General features: G+C 41.2%; 15 protein-coding genes and 1 pseudogene. 9 read left to right on the top strand and 7 right to left on the bottom strand.

The annotated features are described in order from the left end of the window. The first annotated feature begins 35 nt into the window (after window positions 1-35). From IJ00_RS04130 to IJ00_RS04120, 3 genes are all read left to right on the top strand, one after another. A complete protein-coding gene (locus IJ00_RS04130; RefSeq protein WP_238178429.1) occupies window positions 36-362 on the top strand; it encodes a helix-turn-helix domain-containing protein in 327 nt (108 codons plus the stop codon). A 308-nt stretch (window positions 363-670) separates the two neighbouring features. Then, complete coding sequence (locus IJ00_RS04125; RefSeq protein WP_052754377.1) at window positions 671-1,081, top strand: peptidoglycan-binding protein; 411 nt, start codon at window positions 671-673, stop codon at window positions 1,079-1,081. 663 nt (window positions 1,082-1,744) lie between these two features. Continuing rightward, the gene (locus tag IJ00_RS04120; RefSeq protein ID WP_144415979.1) at window positions 1,745-2,902 is read left to right on the top strand and encodes a SpoIID/LytB domain-containing protein; all 1,158 of its coding nucleotides are present in this window, start codon (window positions 1,745-1,747) and stop codon (window positions 2,900-2,902) included. 65 nt (window positions 2,903-2,967) lie between these two features. Here IJ00_RS04120 and IJ00_RS04115 read toward each other — a convergent pair whose 3' ends face one another. Continuing rightward, window positions 2,968-4,608: a glycosyltransferase family 39 protein gene (locus tag IJ00_RS04115; protein WP_035150381.1), complete on the bottom strand. Its 1,641-nt coding sequence runs from the start codon at window positions 4,606-4,608 to the stop codon at window positions 2,968-2,970. A 303-nt stretch (window positions 4,609-4,911) separates the two neighbouring features. Between IJ00_RS04115 and IJ00_RS04110 the strand changes: the two genes are divergently transcribed. The 3 genes and pseudogenes from IJ00_RS04110 to moeB all read left to right on the top strand — a co-directional run bounded on the left by IJ00_RS04110 (window position 4,912) and on the right by moeB (window position 8,486). Further along, window positions 4,912-6,438: a hypothetical protein gene (locus IJ00_RS04110; RefSeq protein ID WP_035150379.1), complete on the top strand. Its 1,527-nt coding sequence runs from the start codon at window positions 4,912-4,914 to the stop codon at window positions 6,436-6,438. A gap of 76 nt (window positions 6,439-6,514) precedes the next feature. Beyond that, window positions 6,515-7,161, top strand: a pseudogene (locus IJ00_RS04105) (Uma2 family endonuclease). Between the two features lie 152 nt (window positions 7,162-7,313). Continuing rightward, the gene (gene moeB / locus IJ00_RS04100; protein ID WP_035150376.1) at window positions 7,314-8,486 is read left to right on the top strand and encodes a molybdopterin-synthase adenylyltransferase MoeB; all 1,173 of its coding nucleotides are present in this window, start codon (window positions 7,314-7,316) and stop codon (window positions 8,484-8,486) included. Window positions 8,487-8,609: 123 nt separating this feature from the next. Here the strand turns inward: moeB and IJ00_RS04095 are convergent, their stop codons facing one another. Continuing rightward, window positions 8,610-9,866, bottom strand: coding sequence for a hypothetical protein (locus IJ00_RS04095; protein WP_082127251.1), 1,257 nt, complete (start codon window positions 9,864-9,866; stop codon window positions 8,610-8,612). Between the two features lie 901 nt (window positions 9,867-10,767). Between IJ00_RS04095 and IJ00_RS04090 the strand changes: the two genes are divergently transcribed. After that, entirely contained in the window at window positions 10,768-11,136 is a 369-nt protein-coding gene (locus tag IJ00_RS04090) for a DUF6464 family protein (RefSeq protein WP_035150372.1), read from the top strand. 148 nt (window positions 11,137-11,284) lie between these two features. Here IJ00_RS04090 and IJ00_RS04085 read toward each other — a convergent pair whose 3' ends face one another. Beyond that, window positions 11,285-12,265, bottom strand: coding sequence for a methyltransferase domain-containing protein (locus IJ00_RS04085; protein WP_035150369.1), 981 nt, complete (start codon window positions 12,263-12,265; stop codon window positions 11,285-11,287). Between the two features lie 421 nt (window positions 12,266-12,686). Between IJ00_RS04085 and IJ00_RS04080 the strand changes: the two genes are divergently transcribed. Continuing rightward, window positions 12,687-13,238, top strand: coding sequence for a methyltransferase (locus IJ00_RS04080; RefSeq protein ID WP_256388845.1), 552 nt, complete (start codon window positions 12,687-12,689; stop codon window positions 13,236-13,238). Here the strand turns inward: IJ00_RS04080 and IJ00_RS04075 are convergent. Further along, on the bottom strand, window positions 13,235-14,125 hold the full coding sequence (locus tag IJ00_RS04075; RefSeq protein ID WP_035150365.1) for a metallophosphoesterase: 891 nt from the start codon (window positions 14,123-14,125) through the stop codon (window positions 13,235-13,237). The two genes, IJ00_RS04080 and IJ00_RS04075, sit on opposite strands and share 4 nt — an antisense overlap. A gap of 111 nt (window positions 14,126-14,236) precedes the next feature. On the opposite strand from IJ00_RS04075, the gene IJ00_RS04070 reads away from it, so the two are divergent. Continuing rightward, entirely contained in the window at window positions 14,237-15,094 is an 858-nt protein-coding gene (locus IJ00_RS04070; protein ID WP_035150362.1) for a hypothetical protein, read from the top strand. A gap of 24 nt (window positions 15,095-15,118) precedes the next feature. Here the strand turns inward: IJ00_RS04070 and minE are convergent, their stop codons facing one another. From minE to IJ00_RS04055, 3 genes are all read right to left on the bottom strand, one after another. After that, a complete protein-coding gene (minE, locus tag IJ00_RS04065; RefSeq protein ID WP_035150360.1) occupies window positions 15,119-15,430 on the bottom strand; it encodes a cell division topological specificity factor MinE in 312 nt (103 codons plus the stop codon). 30 nt (window positions 15,431-15,460) lie between these two features. Further along, window positions 15,461-16,264: a septum site-determining protein MinD gene (gene minD, locus IJ00_RS04060; protein ID WP_035150358.1), complete on the bottom strand. Its 804-nt coding sequence runs from the start codon at window positions 16,262-16,264 to the stop codon at window positions 15,461-15,463. A gap of 336 nt (window positions 16,265-16,600) precedes the next feature. After that, the gene (locus IJ00_RS04055; protein WP_035150354.1) at window positions 16,601-18,325 is read right to left on the bottom strand and encodes a hypothetical protein; all 1,725 of its coding nucleotides are present in this window, start codon (window positions 18,323-18,325) and stop codon (window positions 16,601-16,603) included. Window positions 18,326-18,437 lie beyond the last annotated feature (112 nt).

Genomic DNA, 18,437 nt, shown 5'->3' with positions numbered 1-18,437 from the left:
AAAACGAGCGAATCCTTCTCAGTGCAGACTGTCCGATGCGACAGATGATCGACCTAGTAGGAGATAAATGGACACCGTCAGTACTCTATGTCCTGTCTTCTGGTACCAAACGATACAATGATTTTCAACGTCAAATTCCTGGAGTTTCCAAGAAAATGTTGACACAAACCCTCAGGCGTTTAGAGTCAGCTGGCGTTGTGGAACGAACTGTGTATCCCATGGTGCCACCAAAGGTCGAATATACACTGACTGCCTTTGGCGAAAAATTAATTGAACCGATCGCCGCATTGGCTGAGTGGGCTTGGCAACACCAAGCAGAATTAAAGCTAGTGTACGAACGTCAGCAAATCCAACGACGGTGAAGTATGGAAGTATGGGAAAATAGGAATTTTTTCACCGCCATCCCATAGTTGGAAATCATACAAGCCTTTTTCTCACCTGACTTTCTCTTCTCTTTACCTGAAAAGTCGGCAAAAAGATAGTACCTATATGGGTAATCTAGCATTGGTATTTGTGATTGAAATGCAAGTTATTACTTATATAATCTGATGACAAAATTTAAGGAAAAGCAGAATAGGAATTTGTAGATATAGGTGTAAATCACTGATGCTCAAAAATCAAAACTAAATCAACATCAGCGTCAAAATTAATTATTCAGGTTAAAAAAACTATGACAACTTTCACTAATGCTCAATTTCGCTCCATTATGTACGGTTTAGGATATGTTGGTAAACAATTTGCTGACCCAGCTTTAGGTTATCCTGTTTCTAACGACAATACTCCCTTGATTGAAGAAGCAATGATTCAAGGTATTGTGAGATTTCAACAAGATTACCAACTGAAAGCGGATGGAGTTGTGGGAGCAAAAACCATGGCGAAAGCAGCAGAAGTGATGCGAATTCTACAACATGGATTAAATATTGTGATTAAAGCTGGTTTACCCCAAGGGCAACCTTTTTATGGTCCCAAAACCTTAGCAGCAGTGAAAAAATTCCAATCTTATCTCGGTGTTTCTCAAAGTGGCATTGCTACCAAAGCATTACGCCGTCAATTGGATGAATTAGCCAAAGAAAAAGTTTAATTTATTGATGGTAATTGGTAATTTCTTGATTATCTATGACGTTGAATCAATTTATATTTTCCCTGTTGGTGATAATTCATTGACTGATTAATTGATAATTTATCTGATAAATAAAGCATGGGGGTGAGGTAATCTTACCCCTATGTTTTTTATGTTACTTTTTCCCAATTTCGATGATTTTTATACTAGTACAGGGCGGCTGAAATAAACCACCCATTCCAAATGTCTGAAACACTTGCAGCAAAGTAATTACGAATTACGAATTCCGCGTAGCGGTACTAGTGTCCCATTTTATTTCCACGGCGATCGCGTAGCGGAACGGAGTTCTATCGCCCATTCCCGATTCCTGTAGTCACTTTCTCTAGAGATTTATTCCTCGATGAGTTTCGTACTTGTGAAACCAGAAAATATGCATATAATATGGTTTGTCGCGGGAATAAGAAGAGTTTGTAAAATCTCCGATTTTCCCAGAGATATTTTTCCCTAACAGGAGATAATATTGCTGACAATTATTCTGCAAAAGTAGATTATTCTCCTGATGAAAACTCATCCTTGATTCAGTCAATTTTGTAACTCATACAACTTCTTATTTGCCAGCATCCGTATTTTTTCAGTTGTATCAGGGAAAGCCAAAGCATCAAACACAATATTCAGTTGCACTCGATGATTAACAGTATGAAATTTCCATTTTTCTCATTCCCTGTATTCTCTCAGAAAAAAAAACGTCATTGGTGGTTAGCTATCTTGATGTGGATAGCTTTAACTGCTCCAGCGCAAGCATCTGTGATTCTGCGGGTGGCAATTGAAAGAGATGTGAACCAAACAAAAGTCGGTAGCTCCACCACCGCAGTCGTGAAAGATGGCACGGGTAAGACATTGGGACAGTTACCAGGGATGAGTGCTTATTATGCTCAAGCTGTTCCGGGGGGAGTTGCCCTAGATAAATGGCGCTCTAATTTATTTTGGATTGAACCGACAGGAAAGGGATTCGTTTATATTGGCGATCGCTGGTATCGTGGACGTACCCTAGTAGTCCCCACAGAAAAGGGTTTGACGGCTGTCAACTGGGTAGACTTAGAAGAATACTTGTATAGTGTTCTCGGTGGGGAAATGAACAGCAGGTGGCCCCAAGAAGCACTGAAAGCACAGGCGATCGCCGCTCGTACCTATGCCATTTATAAACGGGAAGAACAACGCAATAATCCTGTTTTTGATGTTGGAGATAGTCCCGATCGTTGGCAAATCTATAAAGGTGTCGCTAGTGAATCTCCTACCACCTATGCAGCTGTAGACGCAACTGCATCCCAGGTTCTCACTTACCAAAACCGGGTGATTCTGTCTGTATTTCATGCCTGTTCTGGTGGACATACAGAAAATGTCGAGGATGTATGGGGTAATGCTTTACCGTATCTACGTGCCGTCCCCGATTTTGACCAAAATGTCCCTGAGTGTAGCTGGCAAAGGATGTTTTCTGCCGCCGAAATTGGCAGCCGATTTCCCGAAGTTGGCAACGTCAAACAAATGGTGATTGAAAATCTTTCCCCCTTCAAAAGTGTCAAAACCCTACGCATTATCGGCGATAAGGGCGAAAAAGTTCTCAAAGGTGAACAGGTACGCACCGCCCTCAAACTACGAAGTACTCGGTTTACTATCTCCAACGCTGCTGATGGTAGATTTATCCTCCAAGGCAGAGGTTTTGGTCATGGCTTGGGAATGAGTCAATGGGGCGCGTATAATCTAGCACTACAGAAAGCCAATCACTTACAAATTCTTGGACATTATTACAAAGGAGTTGCCCTGACACCAATTAAAGCAAAGTAAGCTGAAGCGGAATCAGGGTGCAGGGAGCAAGAGGCATTTTGAATTCCCCACAGCAGTACTAGTACCTAAGCTTCTTTGTTAGCAGTTGAAGATTTAGGAGGTTTTTTGGTAACTAAAGTCCAACTTCCAGCCTGATCAATCAGTTGCATTTGTGGCAGATCCAGGTTGTGTAGGGCAGATTCATCCAGGAGGAAATAGGGATGGGGATTGAGTTGCCAGTTATATTTGAGTTCGTTGACAGAAGCGGGAATCACATGGCGATCGCTGTAAAAATCTAAGGAAGGACGATGCTCTGGGTTAGAAGTATAGACTTTGCTGCCTACTGGTGTCCCTTGTTGCACAATCGCTGCCACAGGTTTCACCTCATAACGTTCTCCTAACTCCCAAACCCAATAATTCGACTTCATCAACAATAACAAGGATACATAACTACCCCAAAATAAAACTCGAATAAACTGCCCATCTCCACGTTCTACTAAAATCGCAGACAGAGCCATAGTTGCCGCCACCGCAGCCAAAATTAACTGAAGATCAGGTTTGCCTGTTGTTCCCCAACCGTAATAAATACTCCCACCTGTGGCAATCACACCCAATAAAGCCAGTATTATCACCCAGGAACGAGGATAAATATTGAGTAGGAGAAAGTTCTCCATATCCCCCAATTTTGCGCCGACGACCAAAGCTAAACTAGGGTAAATGGGGAATACATACCAAGGTAGTTTCGTTCCCATCAAAGAAATTACCACTAAATACAAACAACTCCACACAAGTACGAGTTTTGCCCAGTTGAGATTACGATTTTGCCAACAAAAACGGAAACTAACAGGTAAAAATAGTAACCAAGGATGGTTGTATTTGAGAATTTCCAGCACATAATACCAAGGAGCGCCAGAATTTCCTTCCACCGATGACCAAATTCGACCCAGGGATTGATTCATCATTCCCACCTGGGTGAAATTGTGACCGTAGTGCAACCACTGACAAACATACCAAGCAGTCGCCGGAACTGTACCCAAGACTAAGCCAATCCAGAGATACCAACTTGTAAGTAGTCGTGGAGTATCCCAGAAAATAAATACCGCAGCGACTCCAGCCAGTAAAATCGCCATAATTCCCTTAGTCAGGGCGATTAACCCCAAACCAATGCCCACACCCAGGCAATAACGTAAATCTCGCCGCGATCGCAACAAACACAATACAGTCAACAAGAAAAAACACACCACCGCCCCATCCAACATCGCCAAGCGTCCATGACGTACCACAGGCAACATCGTCAGGTATACTAAGGCACTATAAATCGCACAATACCGCACATGAAAAATTTCTCGCCCAATCAAATACAGCAAAGGCACGGAGATAGCAGTTAAAATTGCTCCCGGTAATCGGGCTGTCCATTCGTTCACACCCCCCAGAGCATATGCCCCAGCAATTAATAAATGTACTAGGGGCGGCTTATTGTAGTAAGGTTCTCCCCCCAAGGTTGGATACAACCAAGGCATAGAATTAGCCGGGGCACGCCAAATTTCTCGCGCCACCTGAGCCACAGTACCCTCATCCCAATCCCGGAGTGGTAACCCTCCTAAATTTATGGTAAAAATCAGTACAGCTGCTAAGAGCAGTAATATTACCCATGTCCAATCTATCCACACATCGACCGTGCGACGATGCTGTTTTTCTAGACGACCCCAAATACTTCCTTCCTGCATATCCTGGGATGATTATTTCTAAAGCTGGTTCGTTTACACAGAGACGTTTTCTAGTCTCCCGTGTTGCCTAGGAGCCACAACCAGGGTTTTAATGACGCTCTTGATTTTAAATTAGCTCAATTTTTGCGAATAAATAATAATATTTTTGCCACTTTCTCTCAGATTAATTTGAATTTGCCTACACCGACGCAGATGATATATACAATACTGAAAGTCGTCAAGAAATGATGAAAAAAACATAGTTAAAGCAATATATTCATCGATAAACCTTGCATTTATTACCAGTGATTACGGAGAGCATCCATGAACTTACCTTTCATTCTAGACTTAAGCCTGGGTTTAATTTTCATTTATCTCATTCTAAGTTTATTGGCTTCAGAAATTCAAGAACTAATTGCTACCATTTTCCAATGGCGTGCTGTTCACTTGAAGAAATCAATTGAAAATCTCATCGCAGGCAATGTCAGTAATGGTGAGGAGGAAAAAGTTGTCCAACTCGCAAATCACATTTATTCTAGCCCGCTAATTAGAAATATTAATCAGGAAGCAAAAGGTTTCTTAGTTAATTTACCACGCAAGCTGACTTGGACAGTAGCCTCCGCCTCTCGCAGTTTATTGCCAAAATCACAATCGGGAGTTAGCAGCGATGAAAGTGTTTTTGGAAATCAGAGACGCTCTGGACCATCCTACATCCCAAGTGATATTTTTGCTACTACATTGATTGAAACCTTACAACTGCCAACATTGGTACAAAAATTAACAGAAAATCGGTTGGATAAGTTCAAAACTGCAAGACTGAATGAGTTACAAGAAATAATTTTTCAGTTAGAACAGCAGGCAAAAACCGATGAGCAATTAGCTCCCTTTTTCAGTCAAATTTATCAAGAATTTTCAGAACTGCAAGCTGAATTTGAACAAGTTACCTGGAATTTTCAACAACAGAAAGCCAATTTGCTGACAAGTTTGGATCGGATGGCAGAAGGATTGGATAGATATATCGAGTCTTTTCAAATGAATATGCCGCAACAAGAGTCTGTAGGTAAAGCTTTGCGTCGCATCAAATTTCTTCGACAAGATATTTTTAATGATACAGAAAGGGCAATTTCTTTAGGTGGATTACGTCCTAATTTACAGGAAATTGCTCAATCAGTGAATACTAGTAGTGCTGTCTATCAAGAGATTGCCGCAGCCCTAGAAGAAAAAGATAGTAAAGCCTATCAGCAAATTCAGCAAGCTCTAGATATCCTACCTGATTCTGTCGCCGAAAATTTGCTTGTTTTGGCTCAACGCGCCCAAGTAAAAATTAATAGTACAGAAGATGGGATTAATTTGCTTAGGCGAGAAATTGAAAATACCTTTGACAGTTCCATGGAACGCGCTTCTGGTGTATATAGACGGAATGCCAAGGGTGTGGCAATCTTAATCGGTTTTGCCTTAGCTGTGACTGCCAATGCTGATGCTTTTCACATGATAAGTCGTCTTTCTAAAGATTCGGCATTACGAGATACAATCACTAAGAATGCCGGAGAAATTTTACTGAGAAATTATAGTAATTCCACTTTAGATTTAGAAGCTTTAAGAGTGCAGACGGATGAGGTTCTCACACAGATTTCCTTACCTATTGGTTGGACAGATACCAATTTAGAGCAACAGATAGGTTGGACACAAAAACAGGAACGTAATTTTCCCGTATGGCGAATTATTCCCATGATTCCCGGTTGGATTCTCAGTGGGATTGCAATTTCCATGGGTGCGCCTTTTTGGTTTGATTTATTGAGTAAGATTGTGAATGTCAGGAACGCTGGTAATAAACCACCAACAGCCAGATAATGTCAGCCACAGAAATTTCCCCTCAACATTGCAGCTTGATCTGCCAAGTTAAACTACCCCATACTTGAAACCACCTATGACAACACCAATATCCGTTGTCAAACCTATCAGCCAAATCCGTTTAGCTCCTGGGAGCTTAGTTACTATTCCTGATATTACGTGGCAGGAATTTGAGTCTATTCTACAGGAACTGGGAGAAAAGCGGTCTACAAGGGTTGCGTACTACCAAGGTACTTTAGAAATCATGGTTCCTTTACCTGAACATGAAAAACCCAAAGATATTATTGCCGATATTGTGAAAATTTTGTTACAAATCATTGGTAAGAGATATGAACCTTTTGGTTCTACTACGTTTAAACGTCCAGGAATTGCTGGTATTGAACCCGATGCTTGTTTTTACATTCAAAATTATCAGTGTATGATTGATCGTCGTTTGCAACCAGACGATCCTCCCCCGATTTAGCCATTGAAATTGATATCACATCTAAAACTACTCTAGATGCCTATCAGGCGATCGCCGTTCCAGAATTATGGATTTACGACAGTGGTAAGTTGACTATCTACCTACTAGAAAATCATCAATACGTGAAATCGGATACTAGTCCGACTTTTGGGGACATACAGATTACGCAAATTATACCGATAACGGTAGAACGTGCTTGGGTTGTAGGTACTTTCCAAGCATTGCAGGAGTTGGAGGAATTACATCGGGGCATCAAATAATATCATTAAGCTCACAACAAGATTGCTTCAATAGACACCATTTTCAGATACCATTAATAAGCTATTGTGCATATAACTATGCATATATCGCCCTATATCACTAGCGCAAATTAATTCTCAATTCTCCGGCTGCGCTCCTGTATCCAACTGCTATGTTAAATCCCAATCTGGACGAAATCCAGCTCACAAAAGATGATTACGAACGCTACTCCCGCCATCTGATTTTGCCAGAAGTCGGTGTTGAAGGGCAAAAGCGTCTCAAAGCTGCAAGTGTATTGTGTATCGGTACAGGTGGACTCGGTTCCCCCCTGTTGTTGTATTTAGCAGCAGCAGGTATCGGACGTATCGGTATTGTTGATTTCGATGTTGTTGATACCTCTAACCTACAACGGCAAATTATCCATGGTACATCTTGGGTAGGTAAACCGAAAATTGTATCAGCGAAAAATCGTATTCTGGAAATTAACCCCTATTGTCAGGTTGATTTATACGAAACTCGTATCAGCTCCGAAAATGCCCTAGATATCATTAAACCTTATGATGTCGTCATTGATGGAACGGATAATTTCCCCACTCGCTACCTCACAAATGACGCTTGTGTTTTATTAAATAAACCTAACGTCTACGGTTCGATTTTCCGATTTGAAGGACAAGCAACGGTATTTAACTACGAAGGGGGACCAAATTACCGTGATTTATATCCCGAACCACCACCACCAGGAATGGTTCCTTCCTGTGCTGAGGGCGGTGTACTAGGTATCCTCCCAGGTATTATCGGTGTCATCCAAGCTACGGAAGCGGTGAAAATTGTCTTGGGTCAAGGGAATACATTAAGCGGACGCTTGCTGTTATATAATGCCCTGGAAATGAAATTCCGCGAGTTGAAATTGCGTCCTAACCCCGTACGCCCGGTAATTGAAAAGCTGATAGACTATGAACAATTCTGCGGTATACCCCAAGCTCAAGCACAGGAGGCACAACAGCAGATGGAAATTCCCGAAATGACTGTAGTGGAATTAAAACAGTTGTTAGATAGTGGTGCGGATGATTTTGTTCTCATAGATGTCCGCAATCCTAACGAATACGAAATTGCTAAGATACCTGGTTCGGTATTGATTCCTTTACCGGATATTGAAAACGGTGATGGTGTCACCCAGGTAAAAGAAATTCTCAACGGTCATCGTCTAATTGCCCATTGTAAGATGGGTGGGCGTTCTGCTAAGGCGTTAGCAATTTTAAAACAAGCTGGGATTGATGGTACAAACGTCAAGGGTGGGATCAATGCTTGGAGTCAAGAAGTAGATCCTTCCGTACCAACTTACTAATTTTGTTGATGTATCCCTAAAATACTAATCCCACCATTTTCACGGTGGGATTTTTGCTGGTAAGGTCATATAGATTTTGAGACAAAACTGAATGCCAGAAGACTAGTTTTCAGCATACAGCACTTATCTTGATGCTACCTGGGGACCTGCCCAAAGTGGCTGATTTTTATCTCCAAAGGTCACAGGTTGATCGGCATTAGTTGCAGCAACGGTTGTACCATTATCGCTGACAGCGAGTAATGACCAGTTTTCTTCACCCATTTCCCCACTACGGAAAAGCACATTCCCTGGTTGAGTTTTGCTCCAACCAAGCAGAACAGAAATTTTCTCATGTTCCTGTTCCCCATGGGTGGGACTGACTGTATTCGCTTGATTTTGTTTCTGATCCCAAATCACTGCATGATCGGTAACATCAGAGGTGTTGAATACTGCTTCAAATTTACGTGCAAGGAAGCGATCGCCATTTTGTGACCAACTTACAGGAACCAACACCCCGATAGTTCCCACCCCATTAGGATCTTCAGCGATATTCTGCCGAACTAAACTGTCCATATTCCGAGAAGTTGCAGAAACCACTTGCAATTTGCCTGTTTTTCTCTCTTCGATAAACAGAACACTGCTGACCCGGCTATTATATAGTTCTGGCTTAATTTCTAACTGTACACGACTATATGCCGCATACTTGCCATCTGGTGATACCACTGGTGTGCTGCGGTAATAACGTGTACCTGAACCACCCTTAGCACCAATCGCCTCATGGGTCGCCATAATCCATTTCCAAGGGATGGGATGGGGACTACCTAAAGGGTCTTCCTGCGCTATTTGTGCCCCATTTGGGTCTGCGATCACGGTGACTTCTTGATACTGAGAGTCTTTTGTACCAGGTAAAACCTTTGCTGATTCAATCGCCACAACACCATTATTTACACTTATAGATTGAATCTTCGATGCCCTCAATTTTTGCACCAAATCTTGTCTCGAAGAAACCCCTCTATCAATTGTTTTGGGTGTCACTTGGGGAGCTAGTTCAACTGCTGCCAATGCTTTGGTATCTGCTACATCTGCGGCAAGAAAATTATCTTCTGTCAAAGAGGAGCTTACACCTGTTGATGATTGATCCCCAGGGTGAGACGATATTAATACACTGTTTTCAACAGAAGGATTTTCAACAATCTGGGATGGATTGGTGGAATTATTGGGGTTCGTCCCTAAACTACTGGGGGAAATTACCCCAGAATTTCTGTCAACAGCTTCCGATAATTCTACAGATACAGAATTTGCCGATGCTGTCGCCAAAGGAGCAATCAGCATAATCAGAACGACGTACTTGAAGAATGGTTGCACGCGGAACCATCCAGACAGCAAAAGGTGTTTCAGCATTGGTGGACTCTCTAGAGGGCGTTTGCTGTGTGAGGAGTGGGCTTATTTAGCAGAATTAAAAGCTCTAATCTATATGTTATAGCAGGTAACTAGTTTTTTTGGATAGTCATGTATTTAAAATTTCCATGAATTTTCCTCAAATAAGTATTATTTCTTAGATAAGATTAAACCTGCTGCAAAAGGTCAAAGCTAATTAACGGAAAATGATTTAGCCACACCGAAATACCTGAGCTCAGTACCTGAATTTTTATTGAGCAAGGTATACTAAGTCACACTGATTAGTTGCGTATTACCATGCCGCAGAAAATAATTTTTCAGCAGAAATCTGAAAAACTTTAATTTTGGCAATATTTATGTAGAAACTAATCAAGGCTATTAAGCTGCACCGAATCATTTATGTCACAAAGTAGATGCCGAGTAAAACTTGCTTGTGACACTATTTATACCGTTTCATAGTTAGATTAACTATGTTTTTCTTTTGATTGACGCATATATGTACAACTAAATCTTTTTTGGGAACACGTATCAAAGAAGTAGTGACATTTAATACAGAAATTACCTGCGCGCCAACAACTATGATAACTGAGTTTGTTTTAACTACTAGGTTAAATTTACAATATAGACGAGAAGGGGGATTTCCGGTGAAATCTTAAACTGTTGTTCAACAAATGTGACCTTAGGATAGGCTTTGACGCTGCCCAAGGGCAATAGGTTTAAAGCTGACCTTCGATAAACGCAGATGCAGTTATTAGTGGGTGAACACCCAGCCAATTCATTATAGCCTGAGAATGGGGGGTTTTGTCAGGAAAATTTTTGTAAACTCACTTGTGTTGATTCTGGGGAATAAGAGATAGGGGAGTGCGATAACATCCTAATAATGTAAATAGTATTACAGAAAATTATGGAGCCAGATTCTCTACCAACTGAGGTGATTTTGACAAATCCCCGCCAGTCTCTTGGTAGTGTTCAATTGAATTGGACACCACAACCAGGAAATTATCTTGATTTAGAGGGGAAAACCTACGCTGTTCTTGAGCGTCGCCATCGATATCAATTAAAATCAGGTCGTTATCGTTTGCAAAAAATTGCCCTATATGTGCAGTGTGCCAAGCGCCCAGAGGAAAAGAGTTTTATTCATGGACGCTGGGTAGTCGGCGATGCGAGTTGTCAGTATAATGCTCTCTCAGAAATTATTCGCTGTGCGGTCAATCCTGAAGGTCCTTGTGAATCTTGTCGCTATTATGAAAGGACACCAGAGAAAACCCCGTAATCTTGAGGACTTTATCTCAATTTGTGAGGCGTAGTTGATCGCCAATCTGATCAGGGTTCCCCGGCTCCAGCCAGCTGTGCCGGAGGGAATACCCGATATTAAGCATTATTTTTGACTCTCACTAATTGCCCCTCTATTTTTCCAGCGATTAAACTTGGGTAATTTGAGGCGCATCCATCTCAGTAGTTTTTTGTAAGGAATTTGACCGCAGAGCGCGGAACATCCCAAAACGGCAAAGACCTGTACCAAATGCTAAGCGCATCAACAATAAAGTTGGTACTTCTCGCAGGGATTTAACAAAGCCGGATAGACCAAAACGCACCAAACCAGAAGGTCTAGCCACTCCCTGCCAAATAGAATCGAGCCAGGAAGGAAGTGTTTGTTTTGACCAGTCATCTGTAGTGACGCTACCTTGAACAAATCCCGTAGCTTGTAAAAGCTCAGAAAATCCTTCGATGCTGGAAAAAGCTGGGTGAGACCATTGATCGAGTAGTTGTTGCATGACAGGTTTCTCCCAAAAATTCAGAGGTTTTTGGCGATCGTCCCTCTGATTCCAGTCAGCGACAACCAGCACTCCACCAGGTTTGAGAACTCTCATTAACTCCCTTGCAAAAACAGCTTTATCTGGCATGTGGGGTCCAGCTTCAATTGACCAAACCACATCAAAACTGCCATCGGGAAAGGAAAGTGCCATAGCATCATCTACAATAAACCGTGCATCAACTCCCTCAGGGGTTAATTCCTGGGCGCGTTTGACTTGTTGGGGACTAATAGTAACACCTGTCACCGAGAATCCATAATCCTTTGCCAAGATACGACTGCTACCCCCAATTCCACAACCCACATCTAGGACGGTAGTACCAGGGGGTAATTTATCTAAACCGCCCCAACGCACCATTTCGTGGACAAAATCAGATTTAGCGACTAGAAAATCCTTTTTTTGTGGTGGTAAGCCATAATGACCGAGGTGGATATGCTCACCCCAATAAAACTCCAAAATTCCGTCTTCTGTCCATTGATCGTAGGAATTAGCAACAGAGTCAGATGATTGATAACGACGAGCAGTGATTAAATATAGTGCTAGCAAGACCGTTAGAAGAAGTACCAAAGCAGAAAACAACCAACCCATGGGAATATAGCCTTAACATTTTGTAATATTTTCCCTAATTTTAGCGGATGACTGATTTCTATAAACGTTAGAGCCAAATCAAACTAACAGCTATTCAAAATCTTTATTTACTGGAATAGGAGGGAAACAGGGAATTTTACTAATTTATATGACAAAATTACGCTGCCATTGTACATAGAATAAGTAATCTTCTTAGATGCAGAAGCTAATGATGTTCATGAATCTTTTGATTTCCACAGTTGAATGTATGGTTAGATCGAACTAACCATTAGAGGTAATCCTCATCTCAACATATCACTACGAAGTAAAACTAGAAAAGATTTGCATTGGTGGGGTTGATTACACAATTAGAAGCTTATTAAATATCCAACAGTTTTCTGATCCCCACGGGGAAGCTCTAGATTTGGGAATATCGTCTGCGATGTGGTCTTTATTTGGACAGATATGGCCCATGAGTAAAATTTTAGCTAGGATAATGCTCCAGGAACCACTGGAAGGCAAACGAATTTTGGAAATTGGTTGTGGTATTGGTTTACCTAGCATTGTGCTCAAACAGCTCGGTGGGGATATTACTGCTAGTGACTACCATCCCCTTGCGGAGTCTTTCCTTTTAGAAAATACGATTCTTAACTCTTTAGCTCCTATAGATTTTCAAGCTGGTGATTGGAACACAGATAATCAAAATTTAGGGGAGTTTGACCTGATAATAGGTAGCGATATTTTATATGAGCCTCAACATATAGAGTTGATATCGTCATTTATTAACCATCATTCTAGTAGTCATGTAGATATTATCATTGTCGATCCTGGACGTGGTTCCCACCGCAAATTTGCCAGGGAAATGGAAAGTTTGGGATACATACATTCTTGGACAGACTTAAGGGATTACCCGAATGGGGGGATAAAGTCTAAGGGATTTATCCTACGTTTTTCACGTCATGGGGAATACAAAGAAGGGATGAACAGTGATTAAACCGTAGGTGATTTCAGGGGAATTGTCGCTTGATCAAAGATAATGCTCAGAGTATCAATACCCTTGATTTCAATTCTATTCGGATAGACTTCATAGGCAGCAAAACTTAATTTTTGAGCAGATATTTCTGTCCAAGAATTTTTATTGACAGGGCGAGTTCCAGCACCACCTCCACAGATTAAATAGGTAGTACCATTAATGGCGCGGGTACGTTCATAGTGGTGTTCGTGTCCGTTAATATATAACTGAACTCCATATTTTTGGAATAGGGGGGTAAAAATTTTAATAAACTCTGGATTGCTGCCGTAAACACCCGATGCGTAAATGGGATGATGTCCGAAGACGATTTTCCAAGGAGTTGAAGATTTTTTTAATTCTGTTTCTAACCAGATTAATTGCTGTTGCCAGTCGGCATTACTATTAGTGTCGAGGGCAAAAAACTGGACTTGATTGCGGCGGAATGTGTAATAACGTCCTTGCATATTAAAACCCGCATATTTGACTTGCGGGTCGCCGTTATCAGTGCGAATATCATGGTTGCCTAAACAAGCTTGAAATTTGACTCCCTGTTTTAATAATGGTGCATAGGGGCGCTCAAATACGGCATTGATTTTTTCAATTTCCCCATTGTTATAGATATTATCACCTGCTAGGATAGCTAGATTGTAGGGGTGGCGCTGATGGTAACGGGTCATGGCTCTAGCTACAGCATATTGCCCTCTGGCTCCTGTTCCCGTGTCGGCAACGGATACAAAGCGTAGGAGTAAGTCTTTGGGCTGGGGTGGCTTGGCATTTGCCTGGGAGTGAGCAAATTTCCAACTTGTAAAACCAGTAGCGATTGCACCGAAACCAGCTAAAGAAATAAATTGCCGACGGTTCAGGGTCATAATAATAATACTGAGTGGTTACTGGTGAGTTTTTGTAAAACTTTATAAATTTTATTTTACCTAACTAACTTTTGCCACTGAAAAAGGCTGAAGGAAGGAAAAACTATTTCCATGTCTCAAGACAATCAGAATTTACCGCCATCTAATCCTCGGCAAAATCGTACTCGCCGTACAGTTCGCCCTACACCATACCAAAAACCCCAACCTTTTTGGAAGACTCCAGTAATTCGACTGTTGAGGGGAACTATCGGAGTATTAGAAAGCACTGTCCAACAATTAGAGGATGAAACTACTCCAACAGGCAATATTTTCAATACTGCGGTGATTGGTTTATTGTTAGTCTTAGTTTTAGCCGGAGTTGCGATCGCCTTCCAGGCAGAGCTTAGCTCTATTGCCACGGTATTTTATAGCCCCAAGAATCCGCAAATTGCTACCGCTCCCCCTGAAATTGCAACGACTATTCAGCCAACATCAGAAGCGCAGGTAGAAATTACTCCCCAGCCAGAAATTACCTCAGAACCAGAAGTCATCACCGAAGAACCTCCTAGAGATAATCCCCAACCTGAAATCACGAATACTCCCGAACCAGAAATCATCACTGAGGAACCACCTAGAGATAATCTTCCAGCACCAATTGCCAAGGAGGAGAAAATTGAGATTACCCCTGAGCAAAAATTGATTGCTGCCATTGAAAAACAGATTGTCGAAATTAGTGATGGGTTTCCAGTTGCGGGTTTAATCAAATCAATTCAGGCTGATTTTGCTGGCAGTAGTCTCACGGTAAAAATTAGTAGTGACTGGTATACATTTAAACCATCTCAGCAGGATGAGTTGGCAGCAAAAATCCTACGACGTGCTCAAGAATTGGATTTTACCCACCTAGAGATTACTGATATCGCAGATAAATTAATTGCACGTAATCCAGTTGTGGGCAATCAGATGATTATCTTTAAACGTGGTAACTTTTGATGCTAAGAAAAACCATTGACAGAATTAAACGTCAAAATTAGAAGATAAATTCACACCTTCGTCAGTATCATCATCTTCTTTAATGCGTTTAATCGGCAGATTAGCAATGAGGGCAGTAGTGCGATCGCTATTTTCTAGGGAAAATTCCAAGCCCTCAGTCTCAATTTCCACATAGCGGCAGACTACTTCAAGGATTTCCTGCCGCATTTTTTCAATGGCTTGAGGGCTTAAATCAGCACGGTCATGGGCTATTACCAGTTGGAGGCGGCGTTTTACCTCGTTCCGACTCGTAACAGCACTACGGGAAAAAAGTCGTTCGATAAGTTCAATGATCATTGCGACTGGGTGGGCAAAAGCGGGGAAGAGTTACATTTTCGTCCACAATAATCTTCGGAGGCGGGCGAAGATGTTTTCATTGGGCGAATCAAGATCCAGAAATTCTACAGTTTCTCCTTCCAATCTGCGGACGATATTTTCATAGGCATTAGCCGCCAGAGAAGGAGTATCAGATAGCACTAGAGGCTCTCCGCGATTGGTAGAAACAATCACACGTTCATCATCGGGAATTACCCCAATCAGAGGGACGGCAAGAAGTTCCTGAACATCTTGAGTTGACATCATATCATTTGCTCGTACCATTGCGGGGCGGATACGGTTAATTATCAGATTAACTCGTTTAATTCCCTGTGCTTCTAGTAACCCGACAACCCGGTCGGCATCACGGACAGCTGCAATCTCCGGGGTGGTGACAATTAATGCTTCCTTCGCGGGGGCGATCGCATTTTTAAAACCCATTTCAATTCCTGCTGGACTATCAATAATTACATATTGATAACGTTGCGCCAAAGCATTCACCAACAGTTTCATCTGATCGGGGGTGACTGATTCCTTGGTACGATTCTGTGCAGCAGGTAATAGGACTAAATTAGGTTGTCGCTTATCTTTCACTAGAGCTTGTTCTAGACGACACTCCCGCGCCAATACTTCTATTGCCGTGTAAACAATGCGATTTTCTAACCCCAGAAGTAAGTCCAGGTTTCTCAAACCAAAGTCAGCATCCACTAACGCGACTTGACGACCCATTTTTGCTAAAGCCATACCGAGGTTGGCTGAGGTCGTAGTTTTACCCACACCTCCTTTACCAGAGGTAACAACAATAATTCGACTCATGTGAGATGTAGCTGTTTAGAAATAGGAGTATTTTACTTTGTTAGTAGCCATTGTGAACTGTGTACATTAAGAATGTGTTCAAAAGTCAAAAGACTGGACACCTATACTGAAACAGTTCTCAATTCAAGAAATATACCAACTACGCTCACCGAAGGTGGGCTGGCAGCCTATCCTAACGGCACGCTAATTTTGAATGTGTATTCAGTGTATATGAATGTGGCATGAGTCGGTAATGCTTTTACCTGAGTCATAAAAATGGCATCAAGATAAATAGATTACTCCATAACTTCCTACCACTGAGTTACAAATATTTGTCAGTATTAAGCAATACAAGCCTTATCTCGATGATTTTTCCTGGCTGGAGTGAATACATGCAGTGCCAATTAGTCGAAATCTTCCACTGGTGAACACGGTACATTTTTCTGCAACTTTAGCTAATGCTGATTGCTCTCCCTTTTCTAAACCTTTGATTGCCTCCCCATAGGCAGGGTTAAAACTTTTTAACCAACTTTTTTGCTGTAAATATTCAGGTTGAAAATTTCCACTTTCGAGCAACCAAAATTTCACTTGATACTTTTGGATAAAATCTTGAACTACTGTTAAATTTGGATGATATGTCGCATTGATTAAATCTATTACCCGTTGACGAATCTGTGAATAATAACCCAGATGAAATGGTAAAGCATATTCCCTCCCTACTAAAATTGGTCTCTGGGTAAATGTGGGCAGATTATCTGCTTCATCGGCGAGGGTAGCAATTAAACTATCTTTTGGCTGTTGCTGTAAAAACTTGTATAATTCTGGATTCTCTCCTCTACGATAATCGGTTTTCGGAAAGTATTTAAATAGATGGGGAGAGACAAACAACACAAATATTAAACAGATGCCAACAATTCCCAAAATAGAGAACCTGTGAAGTTTTCCTCTTCGTCTCATCTCCCTGGCAAAAAAACGAGTAAAATTATCTAACAGAACAGTTAAGACAATGCCGCCAGATAATGACATGATAATTCTGAATGTGTGGATAGTATAGCGGGTTGGGAAAAATAGTTTTAAGAAAAAAATATGGGCGGCTAAAAATAAAAATAGAGATACTATTAACAACTGATATAAAATTTTAGTTTCTGGTTTGATAGCTGCCAGGAGAGGAAATTGAGATGGTTTTTGCCGCATCCAGGGTAATAATAGCCCTAGCCAGATAATTGGTGGCATCAAGGGGGGAAAAATACCACTATGTTGCCCAAAAAGCCAAAATTTGAGGGCATTACTATCAAAAAAAGGATGTCTACCTTCAGTCCAATGTTCTGGCATCAATTTTGCTTGGGTGTAGGTGACAACTGGAGCAAATTCGGAAGTTGAGAGAGCATAGGGCAGTAAAATTAAGCATCCCAGCATCAAGAAAAATCCCAATAAGCGATAATTCTGACGATAATTACTACCTAATCGCCAGCATAAAGTTCCTAAAATAATAAATAATAATAACGGGTAAAATAATCCTGCAATCAGCATAATGAATGCGATATAAACCCATGAACGCTGCAAGAGATAGTAGATAAATGCTAGGAATAAAGGATAAATAAATGCTCTTGGGGTTCCAGAGATGACATCATATTTAAACCACAGACTTTGGTTGAGTAATAATGTACTCAGAAATCCAGCTAGAGGTATGGGGAAAATTTTGATAGATAATTGAAAGGAATATATGGTGATAATAATACTGAGGAAAACAGGTAAGATTTTACTGAATAGTAGAGGAGACATTCCCCAGGCTGCGATGACCTTATAGAGTGTGGCATAACCCAAGGGTGTGATTGATTGGAAGTAATTGGCGATTAAATCCTGGGGGAATAATTCGGAATCGAGAAAACGCTGCATCCAAAATACATATTCCCTCGCATCATCTTGGACAACATATTCGCTGCTAAATGCTTTTTGTAATCCTAAAGTACTGTAGAATAATGTAAACAATAAGCTCAGTATTAACCAGGTGAAATGATTTTTTAAGGGGCTTTGATTGTGGGAAGGAGATGAAAATAGCCTTGATTGGTGAGATGGTACCATGAAAGTTATGTTTTGTACTTTCAGGATTATGGCATTATCTTGGTGACAAACAAAGCCAAAACCCCAACTGAATGTATAGCTGGGGTTTCCTGTGGGAATAAATTATTTGATA

It is taken from the genome of Calothrix sp. 336/3 (genome assembly GCF_000734895.2).
Classification (GTDB): Bacteria; Cyanobacteriota; Cyanobacteriia; order Cyanobacteriales; family Nostocaceae; genus 336-3.
This window is presented reverse-complemented; position numbering and strand designations above follow the sequence as displayed.

Excerpts from the sequence above, each read along its gene's own strand:
- IJ00_RS04130 (WP_238178429.1), top strand. The coding sequence starts at position 36 with ATGCGACAGATGATCGACCTAGTAGGAGATAAATGGACACCGTCAGTA.
- IJ00_RS04125 (WP_052754377.1), top strand. The coding sequence starts at position 671 with ATGACAACTTTCACTAATGCTCAATTTCGCTCCATTATGTACGGTTTA.
- IJ00_RS04120 (WP_144415979.1), top strand. The coding sequence starts at position 1,745 with ATGATTAACAGTATGAAATTTCCATTTTTCTCATTCCCTGTATTCTCT.
- IJ00_RS04115 (WP_035150381.1), bottom strand. The coding sequence starts at position 4,608 with ATGCAGGAAGGAAGTATTTGGGGTCGTCTAGAAAAACAGCATCGTCGC.
- IJ00_RS04110 (WP_035150379.1), top strand. The coding sequence starts at position 4,912 with ATGAACTTACCTTTCATTCTAGACTTAAGCCTGGGTTTAATTTTCATT.
- moeB (WP_035150376.1), top strand. The coding sequence starts at position 7,314 with ATGTTAAATCCCAATCTGGACGAAATCCAGCTCACAAAAGATGATTAC.
- IJ00_RS04095 (WP_082127251.1), bottom strand. The coding sequence starts at position 9,866 with ATGCTGAAACACCTTTTGCTGTCTGGATGGTTCCGCGTGCAACCATTC.
- IJ00_RS04090 (WP_035150372.1), top strand. The coding sequence starts at position 10,768 with ATGGAGCCAGATTCTCTACCAACTGAGGTGATTTTGACAAATCCCCGC.
- IJ00_RS04085 (WP_035150369.1), bottom strand. The coding sequence starts at position 12,265 with ATGGGTTGGTTGTTTTCTGCTTTGGTACTTCTTCTAACGGTCTTGCTA.
- IJ00_RS04080 (WP_256388845.1), top strand. The coding sequence starts at position 12,687 with ATGTGGTCTTTATTTGGACAGATATGGCCCATGAGTAAAATTTTAGCT.
- IJ00_RS04075 (WP_035150365.1), bottom strand. The coding sequence starts at position 14,125 with ATGACCCTGAACCGTCGGCAATTTATTTCTTTAGCTGGTTTCGGTGCA.
- IJ00_RS04070 (WP_035150362.1), top strand. The coding sequence starts at position 14,237 with ATGTCTCAAGACAATCAGAATTTACCGCCATCTAATCCTCGGCAAAAT.
- minE (WP_035150360.1), bottom strand. The coding sequence starts at position 15,430 with ATGATCATTGAACTTATCGAACGACTTTTTTCCCGTAGTGCTGTTACG.
- minD (WP_035150358.1), bottom strand. The coding sequence starts at position 16,264 with ATGAGTCGAATTATTGTTGTTACCTCTGGTAAAGGAGGTGTGGGTAAA.
- IJ00_RS04055 (WP_035150354.1), bottom strand. The coding sequence starts at position 18,325 with ATGGTACCATCTCACCAATCAAGGCTATTTTCATCTCCTTCCCACAAT.